Here is a 17856-nt window from a genome sequence, read left to right as displayed (position 1 = left end):
GCCGGACCGGGGGCTTGTGGCCCCGGCATTAGTTCGTTTACCGTCCCAACTAAAGATTGCCACAGATGGAGCAGGACAGTGAACAACTTCGATAGACGGCGTTTCCTCGGGCTGGCCGGTCTCGGTGCCCTCTCGGTGGCGAGCGGTGGTCTGCTGTCCGCCTGCGGCGACGCCAAGACGTCCAGCGGCCCGGGCACGACGACGCAGGATCAACTGCAGAAACTGCTTCCCGCGTACGTGCCCAGCGAGCTCGTCAAGGCCGACATCCCCAGCGTGACCGGCGCCAACGGGTTCTTCAGCAGCCCGGCGTTCCTGCGGTATCCCGACAACCCCGTGGCCACGACCTCCGGCGTGCCGGGCAAGGGTGGCTCGTACACGACGATGACCCCGCTCTGGGGCGCCATCCCCTCGGCCAGCGGCAACGCGTACTACGAAGCCGTCAACAAGGCGATCGGCGCGAACCTGAAGCTGCAGCCGGCCGACGGCAGCAACTACGACAAGGTGCTGCCGACCCTGTTCGCCGGGGACAAGCTGCCCGACTGGGTGCAGATCCCGAGCTGGAACATGGGCAACCTGGGCTTCGCGGACGCGGTCAACAAGTTCGCCGACCTCGGGCCGTACCTGTCCGGTGACGCGATCAAGGCGTACCCGAACCTGGCCGCCATCCCGACCAGCGCCTGGCAGTGCTGCATCTGGAACGGCAAGCTGTTCGGCCTGCCCGTCTACTACAGCGGCGCCACCATCGCGGGCACGCTGTTCCACCGCAAGGACATCCTGGCCGCCGAGGGCATCAACCCCGACGACATCAAGACCCCGGACGACCTGGCCGCGCTGGGCCGGCAGCTCACCAGCGCCGCGGCCGGCCGGTGGGCGTTCGACGACGTCTTCGACTCGCTGGGCCAGATCTACAAGTTCCCGGTCGATCCCAACCGCTGGGTCATCGACGACGGCGGCAAGATCATTCACCGGTACGAGACCCCGGGCATCCTCGAGGCTCTGAACTGGTACCAGGCGCAGGCCAAGGCCGGCCACGTGCACCCGGACGCGCTGGCCGACAAGCGGGAGGACGCCAAGCAGCGCTTCTGGAGCGGCAAGGTGGCCATCACGGGCGACGGCCCCGGCGCGTGGAAGGGCGACGACGCCAAGAGCGGCAAGGCGGCCAACCCCTCGTACGACCGGCAGGCCTTCAAGCTCCTGTCGACCGACGGCAAGCCGGAGATCTGGATGAACCCCAGCGCCGGCATGTACAGCTTCCTCAACGCCAAGCTCAGCGGCGACCAGATCAAGGAGTGCCTGGCCATCGCGAACTACCTGGCCGCGCCGTACGGGTCGAAGGAGTACCTGACCGTCAACTTCGGGGTCGAGGGCACCGACTACACGATGGTCGACGGCAACCCGGTGCTGACCGAGCGGGGCAGCAAGGAGGTCGCCACCACGTACCAGTTCCTGATCACGCCGATCAGCCCGACCACCGTCATCGCCGGGCAGACGCAGGTGGTCAAGGACTACGCCGCGTGGGAGGCCGACATGGTCAAGTACGCGGCCAAGCCGGCCTTCTACGGCATGAACGTCACCGAGCCGGCCCAGTACGCGAGCATCAACCAGCCGATGGTCGACCTGGTCAAGGACATCCGGTACGGCCGCAAGCCCGTCTCGGCGTACCAGGAAGGGCTGAAGACCTGGAAGGCGCAGGGCGGCGATCAGTTGCGCGCATTCTACGAGGACATCCGCAGCAAGTACGGCACCGGCCAGTGACCGCTCTCCACGACGCGCCGCCGGCTCTTCGCGCACCGGAGGACCAGCCGGTCAAGAAGAGCCGGTTCCGCCGCGACCGTTCCCTGCTGCTCATGGTCGTCCCGGCGATCGTGCTGCTGATCGTGTTCAACTACGTGCCCATGTTCGGCACGGCGACGGCGTTCCAGCGGTACAGCATCTACGCCGGTTTCTGGCACAGCCCGTGGACGGGGCTGGAGACGTTCCGGCAGCTGTTCTCGGATCCGCTGTTCTGGAGCGCGCTGGGCAACACGCTCATACTCAGCCTGGTCCAGCTGATCTTCTACTTCCCGGTGCCGATCGCGCTGGCCCTGCTGCTGCACTCGATCATGAGCAACAAGGTCCGTACGATCGTGCAGTCCGTCGTCTACCTTCCGCACTTCTTCTCGTGGGTGCTGGCCGTGACGATCTTCCAGCAGATGCTGGGCGGGGCCGGCGCGCTCAACCAGTTCCTGCGCCAGAACGGCATCGGGACCTGGGACGTGATGACCGACCCGGACACGTTCGCGCTGCTCGTGACCTCCCAGGTGATCTGGAAGGAGGCCGGCTGGGGCATCATCGTGTTCCTGGCCGCGCTGGCCGCCATCGACACCCAGCTGTACGAGGCGGCCGCCGCCGACGGGGCCGGTCGCTGGCGGCGCCTGTGGCACATCACGCTGCCCGGCATCCGCGGGGTCATCGTGCTCATGCTCGTGCTGCGCCTGGGCAACGTGCTCACCGTCGGCTTCGAGCAGATGCTCATCCAGCGCGGCGCGGTCGGGCGGGACGCCGCCGAAGTGCTCGACACGTACGCCTACTACTACGGCGTCGTCAACGCGAACTTCAGCCTGGGCGCCGCCGCGTCGCTGTTCAAGGGCGTCCTGTCACTGCTCTTCCTGCTGGCCGCCAACAAGATCGCGCACCTGTTGGGCGAGGACGGACTGTATCGCCGATGACTGTCGTGACCCCCCTGGCGGACCCCAGCCGCCGCCGCAGCAACCGCCCCAACTGGGAGGAGCCGCCGACCGCGGCCGGGCAGACGGGCAAGGGCGTCGTGCTCGTGCTGGTCGTCGCGGTCGTGCTCATCCCGCTGTGGATGGTCGTGCTGACCAGCCTGTCCACCCAGACCGCGGTCAACAAGGCGGGCGGCATGGTGCTCGTGCCCGACGGCCTCACGCTCGCCGCGTACCAGCAGATCTTCACCAACCAGCTGGTCATGCACTCGCTGGCGGTCAGCCTCGGCATCACGATCGTGGGCACGCTCATCTCGATGGTGGTGACGATCCTGTGCGCTTACGGGCTGTCGCGGCACGGCTCGTTCGCGCACCGCCCGATCCTGCTCGTTCTGGTCGTCACCATGTTCTTCAGCGGCGGCCTGATCCCGACGTTCCTGGTCGTCTCGGCGCTCGGCGGGTACGACAGCTACTGGTCGATGATCCTGCCCACCGCCGTGAGCGTCTTCAACATCCTGGTCGTGCGGGCGTTCTTCTCGGCCACGTCGCAGGAGCTGATCGACGCGGCGGCCATCGACGGGGCGGGCGACTGGCGCACGTTGTGGTCGGTCGTGCTGCCCACCTCGCGCGCGGTCACCGCCGTGGTGGCCCTCTTCTACGCCGTCGGCTACTGGAACACGTTCTTCAACGCGCTGCTGTTCCTGCCGGACAACCAGAAGTGGCCGCTGCAGATGGTCATCTACACGTACACGTTGCAGGGCAACGCGATGCCGGGCAGCGGGCAGAACACGACGGGCCAGTATTTCGGCACGCAGGAGATCACGCCGCTGGCGATCCAGATGGCCGTGGTGACGCTGACGCTGATCCCGATCCTGCTCATCTACCCGTTCGTGCAGCGCCACTTCACCAAGGGCGTGCTGCTCGGGGCGATCAAGGGATGACGGTGTTCTTCGGCGGCGACTACAACCCCGAGCAGTGGCCGCCGGCGGTGTGGCGGGAGGACGTCGCCCTGATGCGGTCGGCCGGCGTCAACCTCGTGACCGTCGGCGTGTTCTCCTGGTCGCGGCTGCAGCCGGCCGCCGGCACCTACGAGTTCGGTTGGCTCGATGACGTGCTGGACCTGTTGCACGACAACGGCATCGGCGTGTGCCTGGCCACCCCGACCGCCTCGCCACCGCCGTGGTTCACTCGTGCGCACCCCGACGCCATGCCCGTGACCGCGGACGGGGTGCGGCTGACCCACGGCTCGCGCGACACGTACTGCGTCAACGCCCCCGCCTACCGGGCGGCTTCGCAGCGGATCGCGGGCGCGCTGGGGGAGCGCTACGGCCGGCACCCGGCGCTGCGCCTGTGGCACGTGCACAACGAATACGGCACGACCTGCTACTGCGACCACTGCGCGGCGGCGTTCCGGCGGTGGCTGGCCCGGACGTACGGGGGAACCGGTGTCCTGAACGACGCCTGGAGCACGGATTTCTGGTCGCAGCGTTACGGCCGCTTCGACGAGGTGCTGCCGCCGCGCGCCACCCAGTACCTGAGCAACCCCGCCCACGTGCTGGACTACCGCCGTTTCGTCTCGGACGCGATGCTCGCCCACTACACCGCCCAGCGTGACGTGCTGCGCGCCTCGGGGGTGCCGGTGACGACGAACTTCGTGCTCGGCGGGTGGGTGCCGGTCGACCATGCGCGGTGGGCGCGCGAGGTCGACGTGGTGGCGGTCGACGACTACCCGTCCTCACTGGACGCCCACCTGCAGGAGCGGGCGTTCGTGGCCGACCTGGCCCGCGGCTGGGCCGGTGGCGAACCGTGGATCCTCATGGAGCACGCCCCGGGCGCCGTCCGCGGGACCGACGGTGTCACTCGTGTCATGCCGCCGGGACAGGCGCGTGCCGCGGCTTCGGTCTACCTCGACGGTGGTGCCGGCGGTGTCCTGTACTTCCAGTGGCGGGCCGGCCGCGGCGGCGCCGAGCAGTGGCACCCGGCGATGGTGCCGCAGCTGGCCGAGCTCGCCCCGATCGGGCGGTCGGTCTCCACCCGTACGCCGGTCCGGGTCGACGCCACCCGCGCGCTCGTCTACGACGAGCCGTCGATGTGGGCGTGGCAGTCACCCCACCTGCCGACGCCGTTCATCGACTACACCGCCACCGCGCAGCGCTGGCACCGCGCCCTGGGACCACCCGTCGACGTCGTGCCGCTCGCAGCCGCACTGGACGGCTACCACCTCGTCGTGGCGCCCCTGCTGCATCTGGTCTCCGCGGCCGGCCACAAGGCGCTGCGCTCCTACGCCGAAAGCGGCGGAACCCTCGTCCTGACATTCGGCAGCGGCCTCGCCGACGAACACTGCCGCCTGACCCCCGGCGCGTTCGACGACCTCGCGGGCATCCGGCTCGTACGGCACCGCCCGGGGGAACTCGGTGTCTGGCTGGACGAGATCGACCCCCTGGACGCGACGGTCGTGCTGACCGCCGACGATCGTCCGGTGGTCACCGAGCACCGCTACGGCCGGGGGCTCGTCCGGTATGTCGCCGCCGACCTGCCCGACCTCGCACGCTGGGTACGGTCATGACCGCCTTGGGGGATGACGCCAGCACGACGCTGCGCTACCGCACCCCGGCGACCGAGTGGACGCAGGCGCTGCCGCTGGGCAACGGGCGGCTCGGCGCGATGTGCTTCGGCGGGGTGGTGGAGGACCGTTTCCAGCTCAACGAGAACACCTGCTGGAGCGGGACGCCGCAGAGCGCGTACGGGAGCCGCACTGTCACCGGCGGCCCGGAGCTGGTCGAGGCGGCCCGGGCGGCGCTGGCCCGGGGGGACGTGCGCGCCGCCGAGGAGGCCCTGCGGGGGCTGCAGGGCGGCAACAGCCAGGCGTTCCAGCCGCTGGCCGACCTGTGGATCACCCAGGCGGTCGCGGCGGAGCCGACCGTCTATCAGCGGCATCTCGACCTGCGTTCGGCGGTGGCGTCGCACACGTGGAGCGGGCCGGGCGGGCGGGTCAGCCAGGAGGCGTGGATCGGCCCGCAGGCGCTGGTGATCAGGCGCCGCCTGCCGGGTCCGTCCCGGCTGCGGGTCCGGCTGACCTCCCCGCACCCGACGGCCACGGCCGGACGGGCCGGTGACACGCTCGTCCTGACCGTGCGGATGCCCTCCGACGTGCCCGCGGAGCCGGAGCCGGTCGCGTACGGGCCCGGCTCGGTCACCGCCGTGGTCGGGCTGCGGGTGCTGGGCGCGGCCGGGGCCGGGCCGGAGGAGTTCGACATCGGTGACGAGCTGATCCTCGTGCTGGCCGCGGTGACCGACTACATCGACGCGTTCACGCCGCCGCACGGCCCGATCGCGCAACGGCTGCAGGCGCGCCTGGACGACGTGACCGCGGTGCTGCGGCAGACGGACGGCTACGCCACGCTGCGGGCCGCGCATGAGCGGGAGCACCGGCGGTTGTTCTCCCGGGCCGGCGTACGGCTGGGACCGCCGGAGGCCGTCGCCCGCCTCGACACCACCGCTCGCCTGCGCGCGCACGCGGCCGGGGCGGCCGATCCGGCGCTGGCCGCGCTGCAGTTCCAGTACGGCCGCTACCTGCTCATCGCCGCGTCCCGTCCGGGCGGGCTGCCCGCCGGTCTGCAGGGACTGTGGAACGACATGGTCCGGCCGCCCTGGAACGCCTGCTACACCACGAACATCAACCTCGAGATGAACTACTGGCCGGCCCTCATCACCAACCTGGCCGAGTGTCACCGGCCGCTGCTCGACTGGCTGACCCAGGCCTCCGTACGGGGTGCGGAGGTCGCGCGCACCCTCTACGGGCTGCCGGGCTGGACCCTGCACCACAACTCCGACGCCTGGTGCTTCGCGCGGCCGGCCGGGGTCGGCCAGGACGAGGTCCGCTGGTCGTTCTGGCCGCTCGCCGCGGCCTGGCTGGTCCGGCACGCGTGGGAGCACCACGAGTACACCGGTGATCCGGCCTACCTGCCGCTGCTGGACGGCGCGGCCGCGTTCTGCCGGGCCTGGCTGCGGGAGATGCCCGACGGCTCGCTCGGCACCTCGCCGTCCACGTCACCCGAGAACGCATACGTCGCGCCCGACGGCAGGCCTGCCGGCGCCGGGGTGTCCGCGACCGCCGACCTCGTCCTGATCCGGGCGCTGCTGGCCGCCGACCCGGCCGCCTCCCGCATCCCGCCCGAGCGGGTCGGCGCCGACGGCCGCCTCGCCGAGTGGTCCACCGATGTCACCGACGCCGAACCCGGGCACCGGCACACGTCGCATCTGGCCGGGCTCTTCCCGGGCTGCTCGGTCGACCCCGACGACACCCCGGACCTGGCCGCCGCGGCCCGCCGCACGCTCGACGCGCGGGGCCTCGACTCGACCGGCTGGGCCCTGGCCTGGCGGATCGCCCTGCGGGCGCGGCTGCGTGACGCCGCCGCCGCGCACGCGGCCGTGCGACGTTTCCTGCGCCCCGCCGCCGACAGCGCCGGAGTTTACGAGAACCTGTTCTGCGCCCACCCGCCGTTCCAGATCGACGGCAATTCCGGCTTCACCGCGGGCGTCGCCGAGATGCTGCTGCAGTCGCACCGCGACGAGATCCATCTGTTGCCGTGCCTGCCCGCCGCTTGGGCCGACGGCGCCTTCACCGGCTTGCGGGCCCGCGGCGGTGTCACCGTCGACACGGTCTGGTCCGCCGGGGTGCCCACCGAGGTGTGCCTGGTCAGCGATCGGGACCGGGCGGTCACCGTGCGGTTCGGCGAGCGCCGCACCGAGGTGGAACTGCGCGCCGGCGTCCCGCACCGGTTCCAGCCGGACTAATTAGCCCGATCGGCCAGAAACCCTCCGGAGATCGTTCCCGGGTCGCATTCCCCGATAGCGTCCGCGTCGTTCGATCCGTTCTATTCAAGGCGAATGCGTGACATCTTCAGAGCTGCCCGCCATCGAGATCAGCTTCTCCTCGTCCGAATCCGCGCAGACCGTCGAGCGCAACACCCGGGTGGTGAAGCGCGATCTGCGGGACCGGATCTCCGCGTACGGCGGCCGGGTCGTCGCCGCCACCGAGCCGGGCCCGCCGGGCAGCCGGTCGGCCGGCGTCGCCACCGTCGGGACGGTGCTGGCCCACGTGCCGGTCGCCCTGCAGGCCGTCGTGGACATGGTGAAGATCCTCAACGCCTGGGTCACCGAACGCGCCGGACGGCAGGTCGCGCTGGCCCTGCCCGACGGCACCACCCTGGAGATCGTCTACGGCGCCGCGACGACCGAGGCCACTCTGGTCTCCGCCGTTCTCGAGCGCCTCCCGGACTGAGCGGCGGGGATCGACAAGCGGGACCGGCAGCCGGCCGCTGGTACGGGCCCCTCTGGCTCCGGTGGGTCACCCCCGCCCGGCTTGGTCAGACGTTTAAGACACTAACGGGGTACTCCTGCCGAACTCCGCCCGGCTGTCCGATATGCGTGGTTCTCTGAGCAAGACACGTTATGTCGAGAGGGGAAAGAACTATGAATCGCGTAACCCGTCTTCTCGCCATCGCCGGCCTCGGGCTGGGCACGGTGGCGGTCGCGGCCGTCCCGGCCCAGGCCGCCACGGGCTCCGCGCAGGGCGCCTCCACCAGCTCGGCGTCGCAGACCCAGGCGCGCTGGGACGACGACGAGGTCGTCGGCTACTTCCGGTCGCTGCGGGCCTGCGAGCGGGTCGGCCGCATCGGTGAGCTCCGGGACCGCTGGGACGACTACGACTGCGACCGCGTTCGTGGCGGCTGGGGTCGTGGTGCCTGGGTCCTGACGGTCGACGACTGGAACGACGGCTGGGACAACGACAACTGGTACGGCGGCTGGTACAACGGCTACCGTGGCGGCGACTTCCACGGCGCCTGGTACCGCTGGCGTCACTGACCCACGCGCGACGGGGCCGCATCCGTACGGGTGCGGCCCTATTTTCTGGCCTCCAGCAGGTCGAGCGTCTGCCGCAGAGCGGCCATGGCCCGGCTGGCCCGGGACTTCACGGTCCCGGTCGAGCAGCCCAGTTCGGCCGCGATCTCCTGTTCGGAGAGACCGGCCCAGTAGCGCAGCACCAGCACGACCCGCTGCGCGGCCGGCAACGACCGCAATGCCGCCAGCACCACCGACGCGGTGGCGTGTTCCTCGTACGGGTCCCCGGGCGACACCTGCTCGGGCGGGGCCGCGGCCGGGATCTCCCGGCGCCACAACCGGCGCCCGGCCCGCCACGCCGCCCGCACCATCACCCGCCGCGTGTACGCCTCCGGGTCGCCCTGCTCGTGCAGCCGCCGCCAGGCCCGGAACGTCTTCACCAGGGCCTCCTGCGCCAGGTCCTCGCCGTGCCCGCGATCACCGGTGAGCAACGTGCCGTACCGGGTCAGCGCCGGATAGCGCGACGAGACGAACTCGGCGAACCCCGGTGGCGTGTCACTGCCGCTCATCGGGCCTCGATCCCGAACAGCCGGCTCAGCTCGCGCACGGTGCCGTCGCTGAGCCGCACCCGTCCACCCTGGTCGGAGAGCGCCTGCTGACAGTCGTCGTCGAGGGTCAGGTAGACGAACGCGTCGACGATCAGCAGCGCGCTGCGCTCGGCGGGCGCGGAGCAGGCATCCTCGTCGTCGACCACCTGGCGCTGCTCACGCAGGAGCGTCATCACCTTCTGTATCGTCGCCGCGTCGTCGATCCGGCCGTGGCCGGCGGCGGTGAACTTCCCCGAGGAGTCGCTCCGGGAGAACTCCGCGGAACGGACCGGGCCGGGCAGGTTGAGCCGCCCGGCGCCGAAGGGCTCGGTCGTGATGGATTCGGCGGCGGCCCGCGCGGCCGGTTCGTCGAGGAAGAAATCGACTGTCACCTTCGACCACAGCAGCACCAACGATCCGTTGCCGGTGTCGAAGCCCGAACCCACCAGCGCCGGCTCGCCGCCGCGCAGGATGCGCATCGGCGCCGGGGCTACGACGCTGCCGCCGCCGGGCGCCTCCACCAGCGAGGCGACAGGGTATTTCTTGCCTCGCCGAGCCGCCACCCTGATCGTGGACCGGGAACAGTCGGCCGCGTCGGCCCGATAGATCAGAACCGCGTCGTCCTCGAGGCCTCGGCAAGCGCCGCCGGAGTCAGGGGTGGCGACCCGCCAGCCGTCGGGGACGGGCAGGCGGAGCGCGCCGGCCACGATCACCCCGTCGATGACCTGCGGTGTCGGTGGGTCCGCGGGGACCGCACCGACCGGCGGCAACGGCCGGTTGGCGTCCTGCCGGTTCACCGCCAGCCCACCGGCGAGCGCGGCCACGGCCAGGACGCCCGCGACCGCCCCGGCCACGGCCTTACGGCGCCGCGCGGCCCGGCGACGGCCCAGGACGGCCGCCACCGGGTCGCGCGTGCCCGGTTCGATCCCGGCCACCGCGTGGTCCAGCAGCTCTCTGATGCGCTGTGTCATCGCGTTCCCCCGTAGCCGAGTGAACCTTCCTCACCCGTCCCAAAGGCACCGGGAGCGCCGATGGTTCCGTCATGGAGCAAACTGTTTCGGGCTGTCTCGTGCTCGACCATGCCCCCGGCCGCCGGCATCTGCAGGGCCTCGGGCACGGGCAGGCGGCTCGCCGGCTGCCGGGCGACCTCCTCCTGCCGCACCCGCTCGCCGGGCGTGAGGTGACCGATGCTCGGCGACGCGCTGAGTCGTGACAGTCATCGCGGGCCGGCCCGGCGTCCGCAGCTCAGGCATCAGCCCGTCAAGCTGAAACGAGGGGGTCGGTGAGTGGTCAGGCCCGCAACGCGGCGAAGGTGCGCGGTCCTGATGTCAGATCAAGGCTCACAAGGGGGCGGGCCCGGTCGATAAGTAGGGGACGCCCGCCGCTGAGACGTTGAGGAATCAAGCATGATGGCACCCGGCCGCCGCCGCTGGATCGGCTATGCGCTGGTGCTGGCCGTCGTGATCGGTGGGTCGGTGGCCTCGTGGTCGGCGATGATCGGCGTGACGGACGTGCAGCAACGGCACGCGGGGCTGCTGATGGATCACAACGCCGACGCCATCCAGCGCGCGGTGGCCAACGAGGCCGCCCGCTACACCGAGACCCTGTCCGACCTCAGCGCCGCGGCGGCCGCGCAGAACACCTTCACCTCCGCGGACTTCGAGGTGATGACCTCCCGGCTCAACCGCGAGCGCCTGCCCGGCGCGAGCGCGGTCAGTTTCGTCGTGGCGGCGCAGGCGAGCCAGGCGGCGACCGTCGAGTCGTACTGGCGCGAACGCGGCGCCCGGAACCTGCATCTGCGTACGGCCGGCCACGCCGACCAGCACTACTACCTGGTCTTCAGCCGGGCCCTGGACACCGTCACCCCGGACGTCGGGCGCGACCTCAGCGCCGCCGACGAGCCGTCCGGGGCGCTGCGGTCCGCGCGGGCCACCGGCGAGATCACCGCGAGCCACCCGTACGTGCTGCTCAAGGACCGCAAACTTCCCGCGGCCGAGCAGCAGCGGTCGTTCCTGCTGGCGGCCCCGGTCACCCGGGCCGCCGGCGCGTCCGGACCGGCTGCGTTCGCGGGCTGGGTGGTCCTGTCGATGCGGGGCAGAGACTTCGTCGACGAGACCCTGCACGCCTACGCCGGTGAACTGGTCAAGGTGACGCTGAGCGACGTGGCGGGCCGCTCCGCCACCGCGGTCGCCTCGACCACCGCGCCCGCCGCCTCCCTGCGCGATCCCGCCCTGCGCCGCATCCGCACGACGACCGTCGGCGAACGGCAGTGGCAGATCGACGTGCAGCCGACCGACCGTCTGCTCAGCGACACCGACCGCCGCCTGCCCGGCGCGACGCTGGCCATCGGGCTGTTCGTCACGTTCCTGGCCGGCGGTCTGGCCGACTCGCGGCGGCGCGCCCTGAAGAAGGTCGAGCACGCCACCGCGGTCATGCGCCGTGACATCGAGCGCCGCAAGGACGTCGAGGCCCGGCTGCGCGAGAGCGAGGACCAGCTGCGCCACCTGGCCCTGCACGACACACTGACCGAGCTGGCCAACCGTGCCCTGTTCAACGAGCGCCTCGCGCACGGCTTGCGGGCCCAAGCCCGTACGGGGGAAGCCTTGGCGGTTTTCTTCATCGACCTCGACGGCTTCAAGGCGGTCAACGACGGTCTCGGCCACGGCGCCGGCGACCTGCTGCTGGTCGAGGCGGCCCGGCGGCTGGAACAGTGCGCCCGGTCCAGCGACATCGTGGCGCGGCTCGGCGGCGACGAGTTCGCGATCCTGGCCGAAGGCCTGACCGGCGCGGACGACGCCGAGGTGATCGCCGGCCGGATCGTGCACAGCCTGCGGACGCCGTTCGACATCGACGGCCAGCCGGTCACGATCAGCTGCAGCGTCGGGGTGGCGATCCAGGAGAACGACGGCGACCGGGCCGGCCCGGACCAGCTCGTGCACACCGCCGACGAGGCCATGTACGAGGCCAAGACGTCCGGCAAGAACCAGTTCGTGACCAGCCGGTACAGGCATGTACCACCAGTGGAACAGGCCGGGCTACCGTCGGTGCCATGACACCACGCGCCACCGGTGATGCCGGGATCGGCGACCGGATCCGGTCGCGCCGCCTGACCCGCGGCTGGAGCGTGCGGTTCGCGGCCAGCCGGGCCGGCGTCTCCCACGCCACCTGGAGCCGGATCGAACGGGGGCTGCAGGCGGCCGGCAACCGGTTCACGCTGGCCGCGATGGCCAAGGCCCTGGAATGCTCGCCGGCCGAGCTCGCCGAGGCGCCCGTGCCCGCGGCCGACCTGCAGGTCCTGGCCGCGCTGGCGGGTGCGGGCGCGGTCCGGCAGGCCCTGATCGACATCGATCTGAGCGAGTCCGCCTACCGGGTCGCGCCGGCGCTGGACGAACTGGCCCGCACCGGTGACCTGGCCGAGTCGCTGCTGCACGCCTGCGACTACGCGGCGGTGGTCCGGCTGCTGCCCGCCCTGCTGCGCGATCTGCACGCCGAGACGGCCGGCCCGGAGCCGCTGCGGGCATTGCGGTTGTTGTGCGCCGCGGCGTGCACGGCGTCCTCGGTGCTGCGCAGTCTGGGCCTGCCCGCCGATGCCTGGCTGGCCGCCGAGCGTGCCCGCGAGGCCGCCGAAGGTGCCGGCGATCCCGTGCTGCTGGGTTACGCGGCCTTCGGGCGGGCCAGCTCGGCGGTGTCGGCCGGCTCCTATCAGCGGGCCTTGACCCTGGCCGAGCGGGCCGCCGACGACTTGCGCCGGCACGTCGCCCGGCCCGGTGGCGCCGAAGTGCTCGGGTCGTTGCAGCTGATGTGCGCGCTGGCCAGCCAGTGCACGTCCCGGCTGGACGACAGCCGGGCCTGGTCGGCGGAGGCGGCAGGGCTGGCCCGACGCACCGGGGAGACCGACGTGCTGGGCCTGTTCTTCGGGCCCACGAACGTCGACATCTGGCGGATCAGCATCGAGGTCGAGGGCGGCGATCCCGGCCTGGCCACGGAGATCGCGCGCCAGGTCAGTCCCGGGGCGATCCCCGTCGGTCTCCGGCAGGTCTTCCTGTACGCCGACACCGCGCGAGCCCTCACGAAACTGCGCGATCGTGACCGTGACGCCGTGCGGCTGCTCCTGACCGCCGAGCGGATCGCCCCCCAGCACGTGCACCGATCGGCCGACGTGCTCACGGCCGTGCACACCTTGCTCGAACGCTCACGAACGAACAACGGCGGGGCCGAACTGCGCGCACTCAGTGAACGTATGCAGCCGGCCTGACCCCGAGCAGCAGCCCCGTCCCGACCAGCCAGCAGACAGCGACGAACAACACCGCGCGCTCGACCAGTGCGCCGAGATCGCTGCGCCCCACGAACACCATGAGCAACCCGAGCACAGCGCCCAGCGGAACCATGACAGCCACGCACACCCCGGCCAGGCGGGTCACCGCCGTACGCAGGTCCGACCACCACACCAGCGCCATCGCCCCGGCCAGCACCACCAAGCCGAGCACGCTGGCCGCCGCGTGCACGACATCGGCCACCGTGGTCGGCTCGTACGGCGGCAACGGGCAGCGATCGGTGCACGCCACCAGCCCCGACACCGCCGCCAGCCCGGCCGCCACGAACAGCGCAGCCGAGGCCAGCTTGAGCGCGCGCAACGCCTGCCCGATCAGCGCGACCCCACATCCGAGCAGCACCAGGCCCAGCCGGTACGGGACCGCGTACGGCTGACCCGCCGTCCCCGCCTCGCTGACGTACCCGTCCCACCAGCTCCCCGCGGGCGCGACCAGGGCCACCAGCATGACCACGGCCCCCGCCGTCACCACTGCCGCACCACTGACCGCCGCAAACCTGCTCACCCCTCCCATCATGATCGATAAGGTCGAACCATGCCCCGCACGGTGGTTGTGACCGGCGCGAGCTCAGGCATCGGCCGGGCCGCGGCCGTGGCGCTGGCCCGCCACGGCGACCACGTCGTCCTGCTCGGCCGTGACCCCGGGCGGCTGGCCGATGCCGTCGACGCCGTCCGGGAGGCGGGCGGCCGCACCCCCGCCGCCTACCGCGCCGACTTCGCCGTGCTCGACGACGTGCGCGCGGCCGGCACGCGGATCGCCGCCGAACACGAGCACATTCATGTGCTCGCGAACAACGCCGGCCTACTGCCCGCCGTCCGCCCGCTGACGGCCGACGGCAACGACCCGGCCCTGCAGATCAACCACCTCGCCGGCTTCCTGCTGACCCATCTGCTGCTCGACCGCCTGCGAGCCGCCGCGACGCCGTCCGAGCCGGCCCGGATCATCACGACGTCGTCCGCCGCCGAGGCGTGGGGGACCCTCGACGTCGACGTGCCCGGCCGCCCCCAGCACCTGCGCTGGCTGGCCTACGGCGCGAGCAAGCAGGCCAACATCCTCTTCACCGTCGAGGCGGCCCGCCGCTGGACGGCCGAGCACATCGTGCCCACGTGCTACTTCCCGGGCCTGGTACGCAGCGGCTTCGGCAAGTCGAGCCCGTCCTTCCGCCTCGCCCGTGGCCTGTTCCTCACCCCCGAACAGGGCGCGGACACCCTCGTCTGGCTCGCCACCGACCCCGAAGCGCTGGTGCCGGGCGGCTACTTCGCATCACGCTCGCGCTTCCGCGCCACGCCGCGCTCAACTTCCTGGTCACGCGCAGTCCGCCTCTGGGCCGCAAGCCTCGCCGCCGTGCTCTGAAGCCACCGAGCACCACCCGGGCGTCTGCCGTCCTCTGGCGCCCCGGCCGCCGGACGGTGCCGCGCCGCACGAAGGTGCGCGCGGGCGCGGGTCGGTGCTGCGGTGAACGAGTGTGTGGCGAAATCATCTGTGGACGAGCCCATGCGTCGATGGAGGGACGGAAGGGTCAGCCCGGTGACGAGCGGCCCAGGCGCCAGTAGCCGAAGAACGAGATGTCGCGCTTGGGTACGGTGCGGTCTTTGACCAAGTGGCGGCGTACGGATGCGGCCAGCCGGGACTCGCCGGCGGTCCATGTGTAGAAACGGCCGGCTGGGAGCTCGGCGTTCCGCAGCGCGTTCAGCAGCAGGTTGTCGGGGCGTTGGCCGGTGCGGGCGAACCAGCGGATGCGCGGGTCGGGGCGGATGTCGGCCGTGGTGGCCACTTCCACGTACGCCGAAGTCGTCACGCCGGGCGGCGTGCCGTCGAGGATGGCCAGGATCGCGGGCAGGGCGGTCTCGTCGCCGACGAGCAGCTGGCTGTGGACGTCGTCGGGGCGCCGGTACATGGTGCCGATGTCGAAGATTCCGGCGTGACTGCCGGGCTCGGCCCGGCGCACCCAGGACGACATCGGTGAGTCCCCGTGCACGGCGAACTCGATGTCGATCTCGTCGTGGGCCGGGCGGACCCGCCGGACGGTCAGGTTGCGCACCCACGGGCGCACCGACTTGGGCAGCAGCAGGACCTGGGCCATCCAGGCCTCGTTCGAGATCGTCGGCATGCGCAGCCCGGCCTGGCCCTCGCGCGGGAAGAACAGCCGGACCGCCTGGTCGTTGCCGGCGACGTGCAGATCGCGGACGGCGGGGCCGCCGAGGGTGACGCTCGCGAAGCCCGGCGTCAGGAACTCACGACGGCGCACCTCGAGCGTGATCATGGTGCGGGAGGCCGGCCGTTGCCCCTTGGGGATCATGATCGGCTCTTGTCTTTGCAGCTCACAGCACTATTCTGAGTAATTGCTCAACTCTTTGGCTACTCGCTTTTCGTGCTCGGGAAGGACTCTCGGATGCCGTCGGCCGACCGCCGTCTTCAGCCACGTCGCAAGCCTCGCCAGGTGCGGGCCGAGCTCACCCGCGAGCGCATCCTGAACGCGGCTGCTCACATTTTCACCGAGCACGGGTACGCGGCCGGCACCACGAATCACATCGCCGAGCACGCTCGCGTCTCCATCGGCTCGCTCTATCAGTACTTCCCGAACAAGGACGCCATCCTGGCCGCGCTGCTGGTGCGGCACATCGACCGCGGCACCTGGACCGAGGCGGCTGATCTGGACCTGAGCGAGGGCAGCCTGCAGGACACCGTACGGGCGCTGGTGCGCGACGCGATCGACAACCACAGCGACGACCCCCGGCTGCTGCGCATCATGATCGAGGAGGCGTCGTTCTCGCAGGAACTGCTGGACGCGATCGACCGGCACGGCCGGCTGCGCATCGGTCAGGTCCGCGAGGTGCTGGCCCGGCATCCGGACGTACGGGTGACCGAGCTCGACACCGCGGCCGAGCTGATCCTGTTCACGGTCGAGATGAACACGCACAAGGTCATGGCCGATCCGCGGTCGGTCGCCGTGGCCACGTTCGAGACCGAGCTCGTCAACATGGTCACTCGCTACCTGCGCGGCGATCCGGGCCGGCCGTGAAGCGGTAGCCAGACCGGCCGTGAAGCGGCGATCGGAGCCGGCTGTGATGCGGCGATCGGAGCCGGCTGTAAAGCGATGATCCGAGCCGGCCGTGAAGCGGCGATCCGAGCCCGCCGTGCGACCAGGGTGTGACCGAATCCGGGCTCCACCCGGTCCAAGTGAGCAGAGGAACGAGCAGACAGCGAGGAAACCACCAGTGAATGCGCACTTGCGGGAGCAGTTCGATCAAGCGGTCAGTGCCGACCCCGGCGCCGACGCGGGCGTGATGGCCAGTGCCGCCATCGCCGAGGGGGGCCGGGTGCGACGGCGCCGCCACCGGCTGACCGCGGCCGGGGTGGCCGCCGGCGTGGTGCTGGCGGTGGGTGTCGGGGTGGGAGTGAACCTGAGATCGGAGGCGCCGCCACCGCCCCTGACGATTCCCGCGGCGATGATGCCGCTGGCCGCCCCGGGCTGCTCGGTCGGCGCGGTGCAGAGCGGCGCGACAGACGTGGCCATGTTCCTCACCCACGAGGCCACCGAGCAGCAACGGGCGGCGATCCGGTCGGCCCTCGACGGCGACGCGCGCGTCGAGTCGTTCTACTTCGAGAGCAGGCAGACCGCGTACGAGCGCTTCAAACAGCTCTGGAAGGACAGCCCCGACTTCGTCGCCTCCGTCGGCCCGGAGTCGCTGCCCGAGTCGTTCCGGGTGCGGCTGGCCGACCCCGCGCCTTCCACCGCTTTCGAGCAGCAGTACGCGGCCATGGCCGGCGTGCAGGACATCGTCGGGCGGACCTGCCCGGAGAGTGCCCCGGTCGGTGGGGTCAAGTGACGGACACGGTGGTGCCGCCCCGGTCGGCCGGCTGGATCCTGACCCGCCGCCGCGGCAAGGCCGCCCGCGACCAGGAGTTCACGGCTTTCGTCGAGTCCGCCGCCACCCGGCTGCGCCGCAGCGCGTACCTGATGTGCCGGGACTGGCATCTCGCGCAGGACCTGACCCAGCAGACCTTCACCAAGATGTACGCCTCCTGGGAGCGGCTCAGCAGCGGCACCAACCTCGACGCGTACAGCCGCCGGGTGCTCATGAACCTCGTCTTCGACCAGCACAAACGCCTCAAGGGCTCCGAGCTCGTGCTGGCCGAGATGCCCGACCGGCCGGACGCCCCGGGCACTCCCGAGCTGCGCCTGACGCTGGTGGAGGCGCTGGCCCGGCTGAGCGTGGAGGACCGGGCCGTGCTGGTGCTGCGGCACGCCGAGGACCACAGCGTCGACACGGTGGCGACGATCCTGGGTGTTTCCGCGTCGGTGGTCAAGATGCGCAACACCCGCGCGTTGACCAGGTTGCGTGCTTTGCTCGGCGAGGATTTCCTCGATCACGAGAGTTGACGGCG

The 17856-nt window shown here is 71.4% G+C and carries 18 protein-coding genes; 14 read left to right on the top strand and 4 right to left on the bottom strand.

Features of this window, described 5'->3' with window-relative positions:
* The first annotated feature begins 78 nt into the window (after positions 1-78).
* The 7 genes from BKA14_RS11995 to BKA14_RS11965 all read left to right on the top strand — a co-directional run bounded on the left by BKA14_RS11995 (position 79) and on the right by BKA14_RS11965 (position 8573).
* Entirely contained in the window at positions 79-1755 is a 1677-nt protein-coding gene (locus tag BKA14_RS11995) for a type 2 periplasmic-binding domain-containing protein (RefSeq protein ID WP_184951001.1), read from the top strand.
* Entirely contained in the window at positions 1752-2708 is a 957-nt protein-coding gene (locus BKA14_RS11990; RefSeq protein ID WP_239093574.1) for an ABC transporter permease, read from the top strand. The genes BKA14_RS11995 and BKA14_RS11990 overlap by 4 nt, the downstream gene beginning before the upstream one ends.
* A complete protein-coding gene (locus tag BKA14_RS11985; protein ID WP_184951000.1) occupies positions 2705-3646 on the top strand; it encodes a carbohydrate ABC transporter permease in 942 nt (313 codons plus the stop codon). Before BKA14_RS11990 ends, BKA14_RS11985 begins: the two co-directional genes overlap by 4 nt.
* On the top strand, positions 3643-5271 hold the full coding sequence (locus BKA14_RS11980; protein ID WP_184950999.1) for a beta-galactosidase: 1629 nt from the start codon (positions 3643-3645) through the stop codon (positions 5269-5271). Before BKA14_RS11985 ends, BKA14_RS11980 begins: the two co-directional genes overlap by 4 nt.
* Complete coding sequence (locus BKA14_RS11975) at positions 5268-7502, top strand: glycoside hydrolase family 95 protein (RefSeq protein ID WP_184950998.1); 2235 nt, start codon at positions 5268-5270, stop codon at positions 7500-7502. Before BKA14_RS11980 ends, BKA14_RS11975 begins: the two co-directional genes overlap by 4 nt.
* A 97-nt stretch (positions 7503-7599) precedes the next feature.
* Positions 7600-7989, top strand: a complete 390-nt coding sequence (locus BKA14_RS11970) for a hypothetical protein (protein WP_184950997.1) — start codon at positions 7600-7602, stop codon at positions 7987-7989.
* 191 nt (positions 7990-8180) lie between these two features.
* Positions 8181-8573, top strand: a complete 393-nt coding sequence (locus BKA14_RS11965) for a hypothetical protein (RefSeq protein ID WP_184950996.1) — start codon at positions 8181-8183, stop codon at positions 8571-8573.
* Between the two features lie 38 nt (positions 8574-8611).
* Here BKA14_RS11965 and BKA14_RS11960 read toward each other — a convergent pair whose 3' ends face one another.
* Both BKA14_RS11960 and BKA14_RS11955 read right to left on the bottom strand, forming a co-directional pair.
* On the bottom strand, positions 8612-9118 hold the full coding sequence (locus BKA14_RS11960) for a SigE family RNA polymerase sigma factor (RefSeq protein WP_184950995.1): 507 nt from the start codon (positions 9116-9118) through the stop codon (positions 8612-8614).
* A complete protein-coding gene (locus tag BKA14_RS11955; RefSeq protein ID WP_184950994.1) occupies positions 9115-10107 on the bottom strand; it encodes a hypothetical protein in 993 nt (330 codons plus the stop codon). The genes BKA14_RS11960 and BKA14_RS11955 overlap by 4 nt, the downstream gene beginning before the upstream one ends.
* A gap of 71 nt (positions 10108-10178) precedes the next feature.
* Here BKA14_RS11955 and BKA14_RS11950 point away from each other — a divergent pair, with 71 nt between their 5' ends.
* The 3 genes from BKA14_RS11950 to BKA14_RS11940 all read left to right on the top strand — a co-directional run bounded on the left by BKA14_RS11950 (position 10179) and on the right by BKA14_RS11940 (position 13391).
* Positions 10179-10349 (top strand): hypothetical protein, encoded by a 171-nt coding sequence (locus BKA14_RS11950; RefSeq protein ID WP_184950993.1) that lies wholly within the window; start codon positions 10179-10181, stop codon positions 10347-10349.
* Between the two features lie 193 nt (positions 10350-10542).
* A complete protein-coding gene (locus BKA14_RS11945) occupies positions 10543-12189 on the top strand; it encodes a sensor domain-containing diguanylate cyclase (protein WP_184950992.1) in 1647 nt (548 codons plus the stop codon).
* Positions 12186-13391: a helix-turn-helix domain-containing protein gene (locus BKA14_RS11940; RefSeq protein ID WP_184950991.1), complete on the top strand. Its 1206-nt coding sequence runs from the start codon at positions 12186-12188 to the stop codon at positions 13389-13391. Before BKA14_RS11945 ends, BKA14_RS11940 begins: the two co-directional genes overlap by 4 nt.
* Here the strand turns inward: BKA14_RS11940 and BKA14_RS11935 are convergent.
* Positions 13366-13971 (bottom strand): DUF998 domain-containing protein, encoded by a 606-nt coding sequence (locus BKA14_RS11935; protein WP_184950990.1) that lies wholly within the window; start codon positions 13969-13971, stop codon positions 13366-13368. The genes BKA14_RS11940 and BKA14_RS11935 overlap by 26 nt on opposite strands.
* Before the next feature lie 30 nt (positions 13972-14001).
* On the opposite strand from BKA14_RS11935, the gene BKA14_RS11930 reads away from it, so the two are divergent.
* A complete protein-coding gene (locus BKA14_RS11930; protein WP_221477253.1) occupies positions 14002-14820 on the top strand; it encodes an SDR family NAD(P)-dependent oxidoreductase in 819 nt (272 codons plus the stop codon).
* 166 nt (positions 14821-14986) lie between these two features.
* Here BKA14_RS11930 and BKA14_RS11925 read toward each other — a convergent pair whose 3' ends face one another.
* Positions 14987-15766, bottom strand: a complete 780-nt coding sequence (locus tag BKA14_RS11925; RefSeq protein ID WP_184950989.1) for a siderophore-interacting protein — start codon at positions 15764-15766, stop codon at positions 14987-14989.
* Between the two features lie 141 nt (positions 15767-15907).
* On the opposite strand from BKA14_RS11925, the gene BKA14_RS11920 reads away from it, so the two are divergent.
* The 3 genes from BKA14_RS11920 to BKA14_RS11910 all read left to right on the top strand — a co-directional run bounded on the left by BKA14_RS11920 (position 15908) and on the right by BKA14_RS11910 (position 17851).
* The gene (locus BKA14_RS11920) at positions 15908-16489 is read left to right on the top strand and encodes a TetR/AcrR family transcriptional regulator (protein ID WP_239093577.1); all 582 of its coding nucleotides are present in this window, start codon (positions 15908-15910) and stop codon (positions 16487-16489) included.
* Positions 16490-16685: 196 nt separating this feature from the next.
* The gene (locus tag BKA14_RS45000) at positions 16686-17297 is read left to right on the top strand and encodes a permease-like cell division protein FtsX (protein WP_184950987.1); all 612 of its coding nucleotides are present in this window, start codon (positions 16686-16688) and stop codon (positions 17295-17297) included.
* Complete coding sequence (locus BKA14_RS11910; RefSeq protein ID WP_239093579.1) at positions 17294-17851, top strand: SigE family RNA polymerase sigma factor; 558 nt, start codon at positions 17294-17296, stop codon at positions 17849-17851. Before BKA14_RS45000 ends, BKA14_RS11910 begins: the two co-directional genes overlap by 4 nt.
* Positions 17852-17856: the final 5 nt, after the last annotated feature.

The organism is Paractinoplanes abujensis, assembly GCF_014204895.1.
GTDB classification, from domain to species: domain Bacteria; phylum Actinomycetota; class Actinomycetes; order Mycobacteriales; family Micromonosporaceae; genus Actinoplanes; species Actinoplanes abujensis.
Note: the sequence above shows the minus strand (reverse complement) of the source record. Positions and strands in the feature narration are given on the sequence as shown.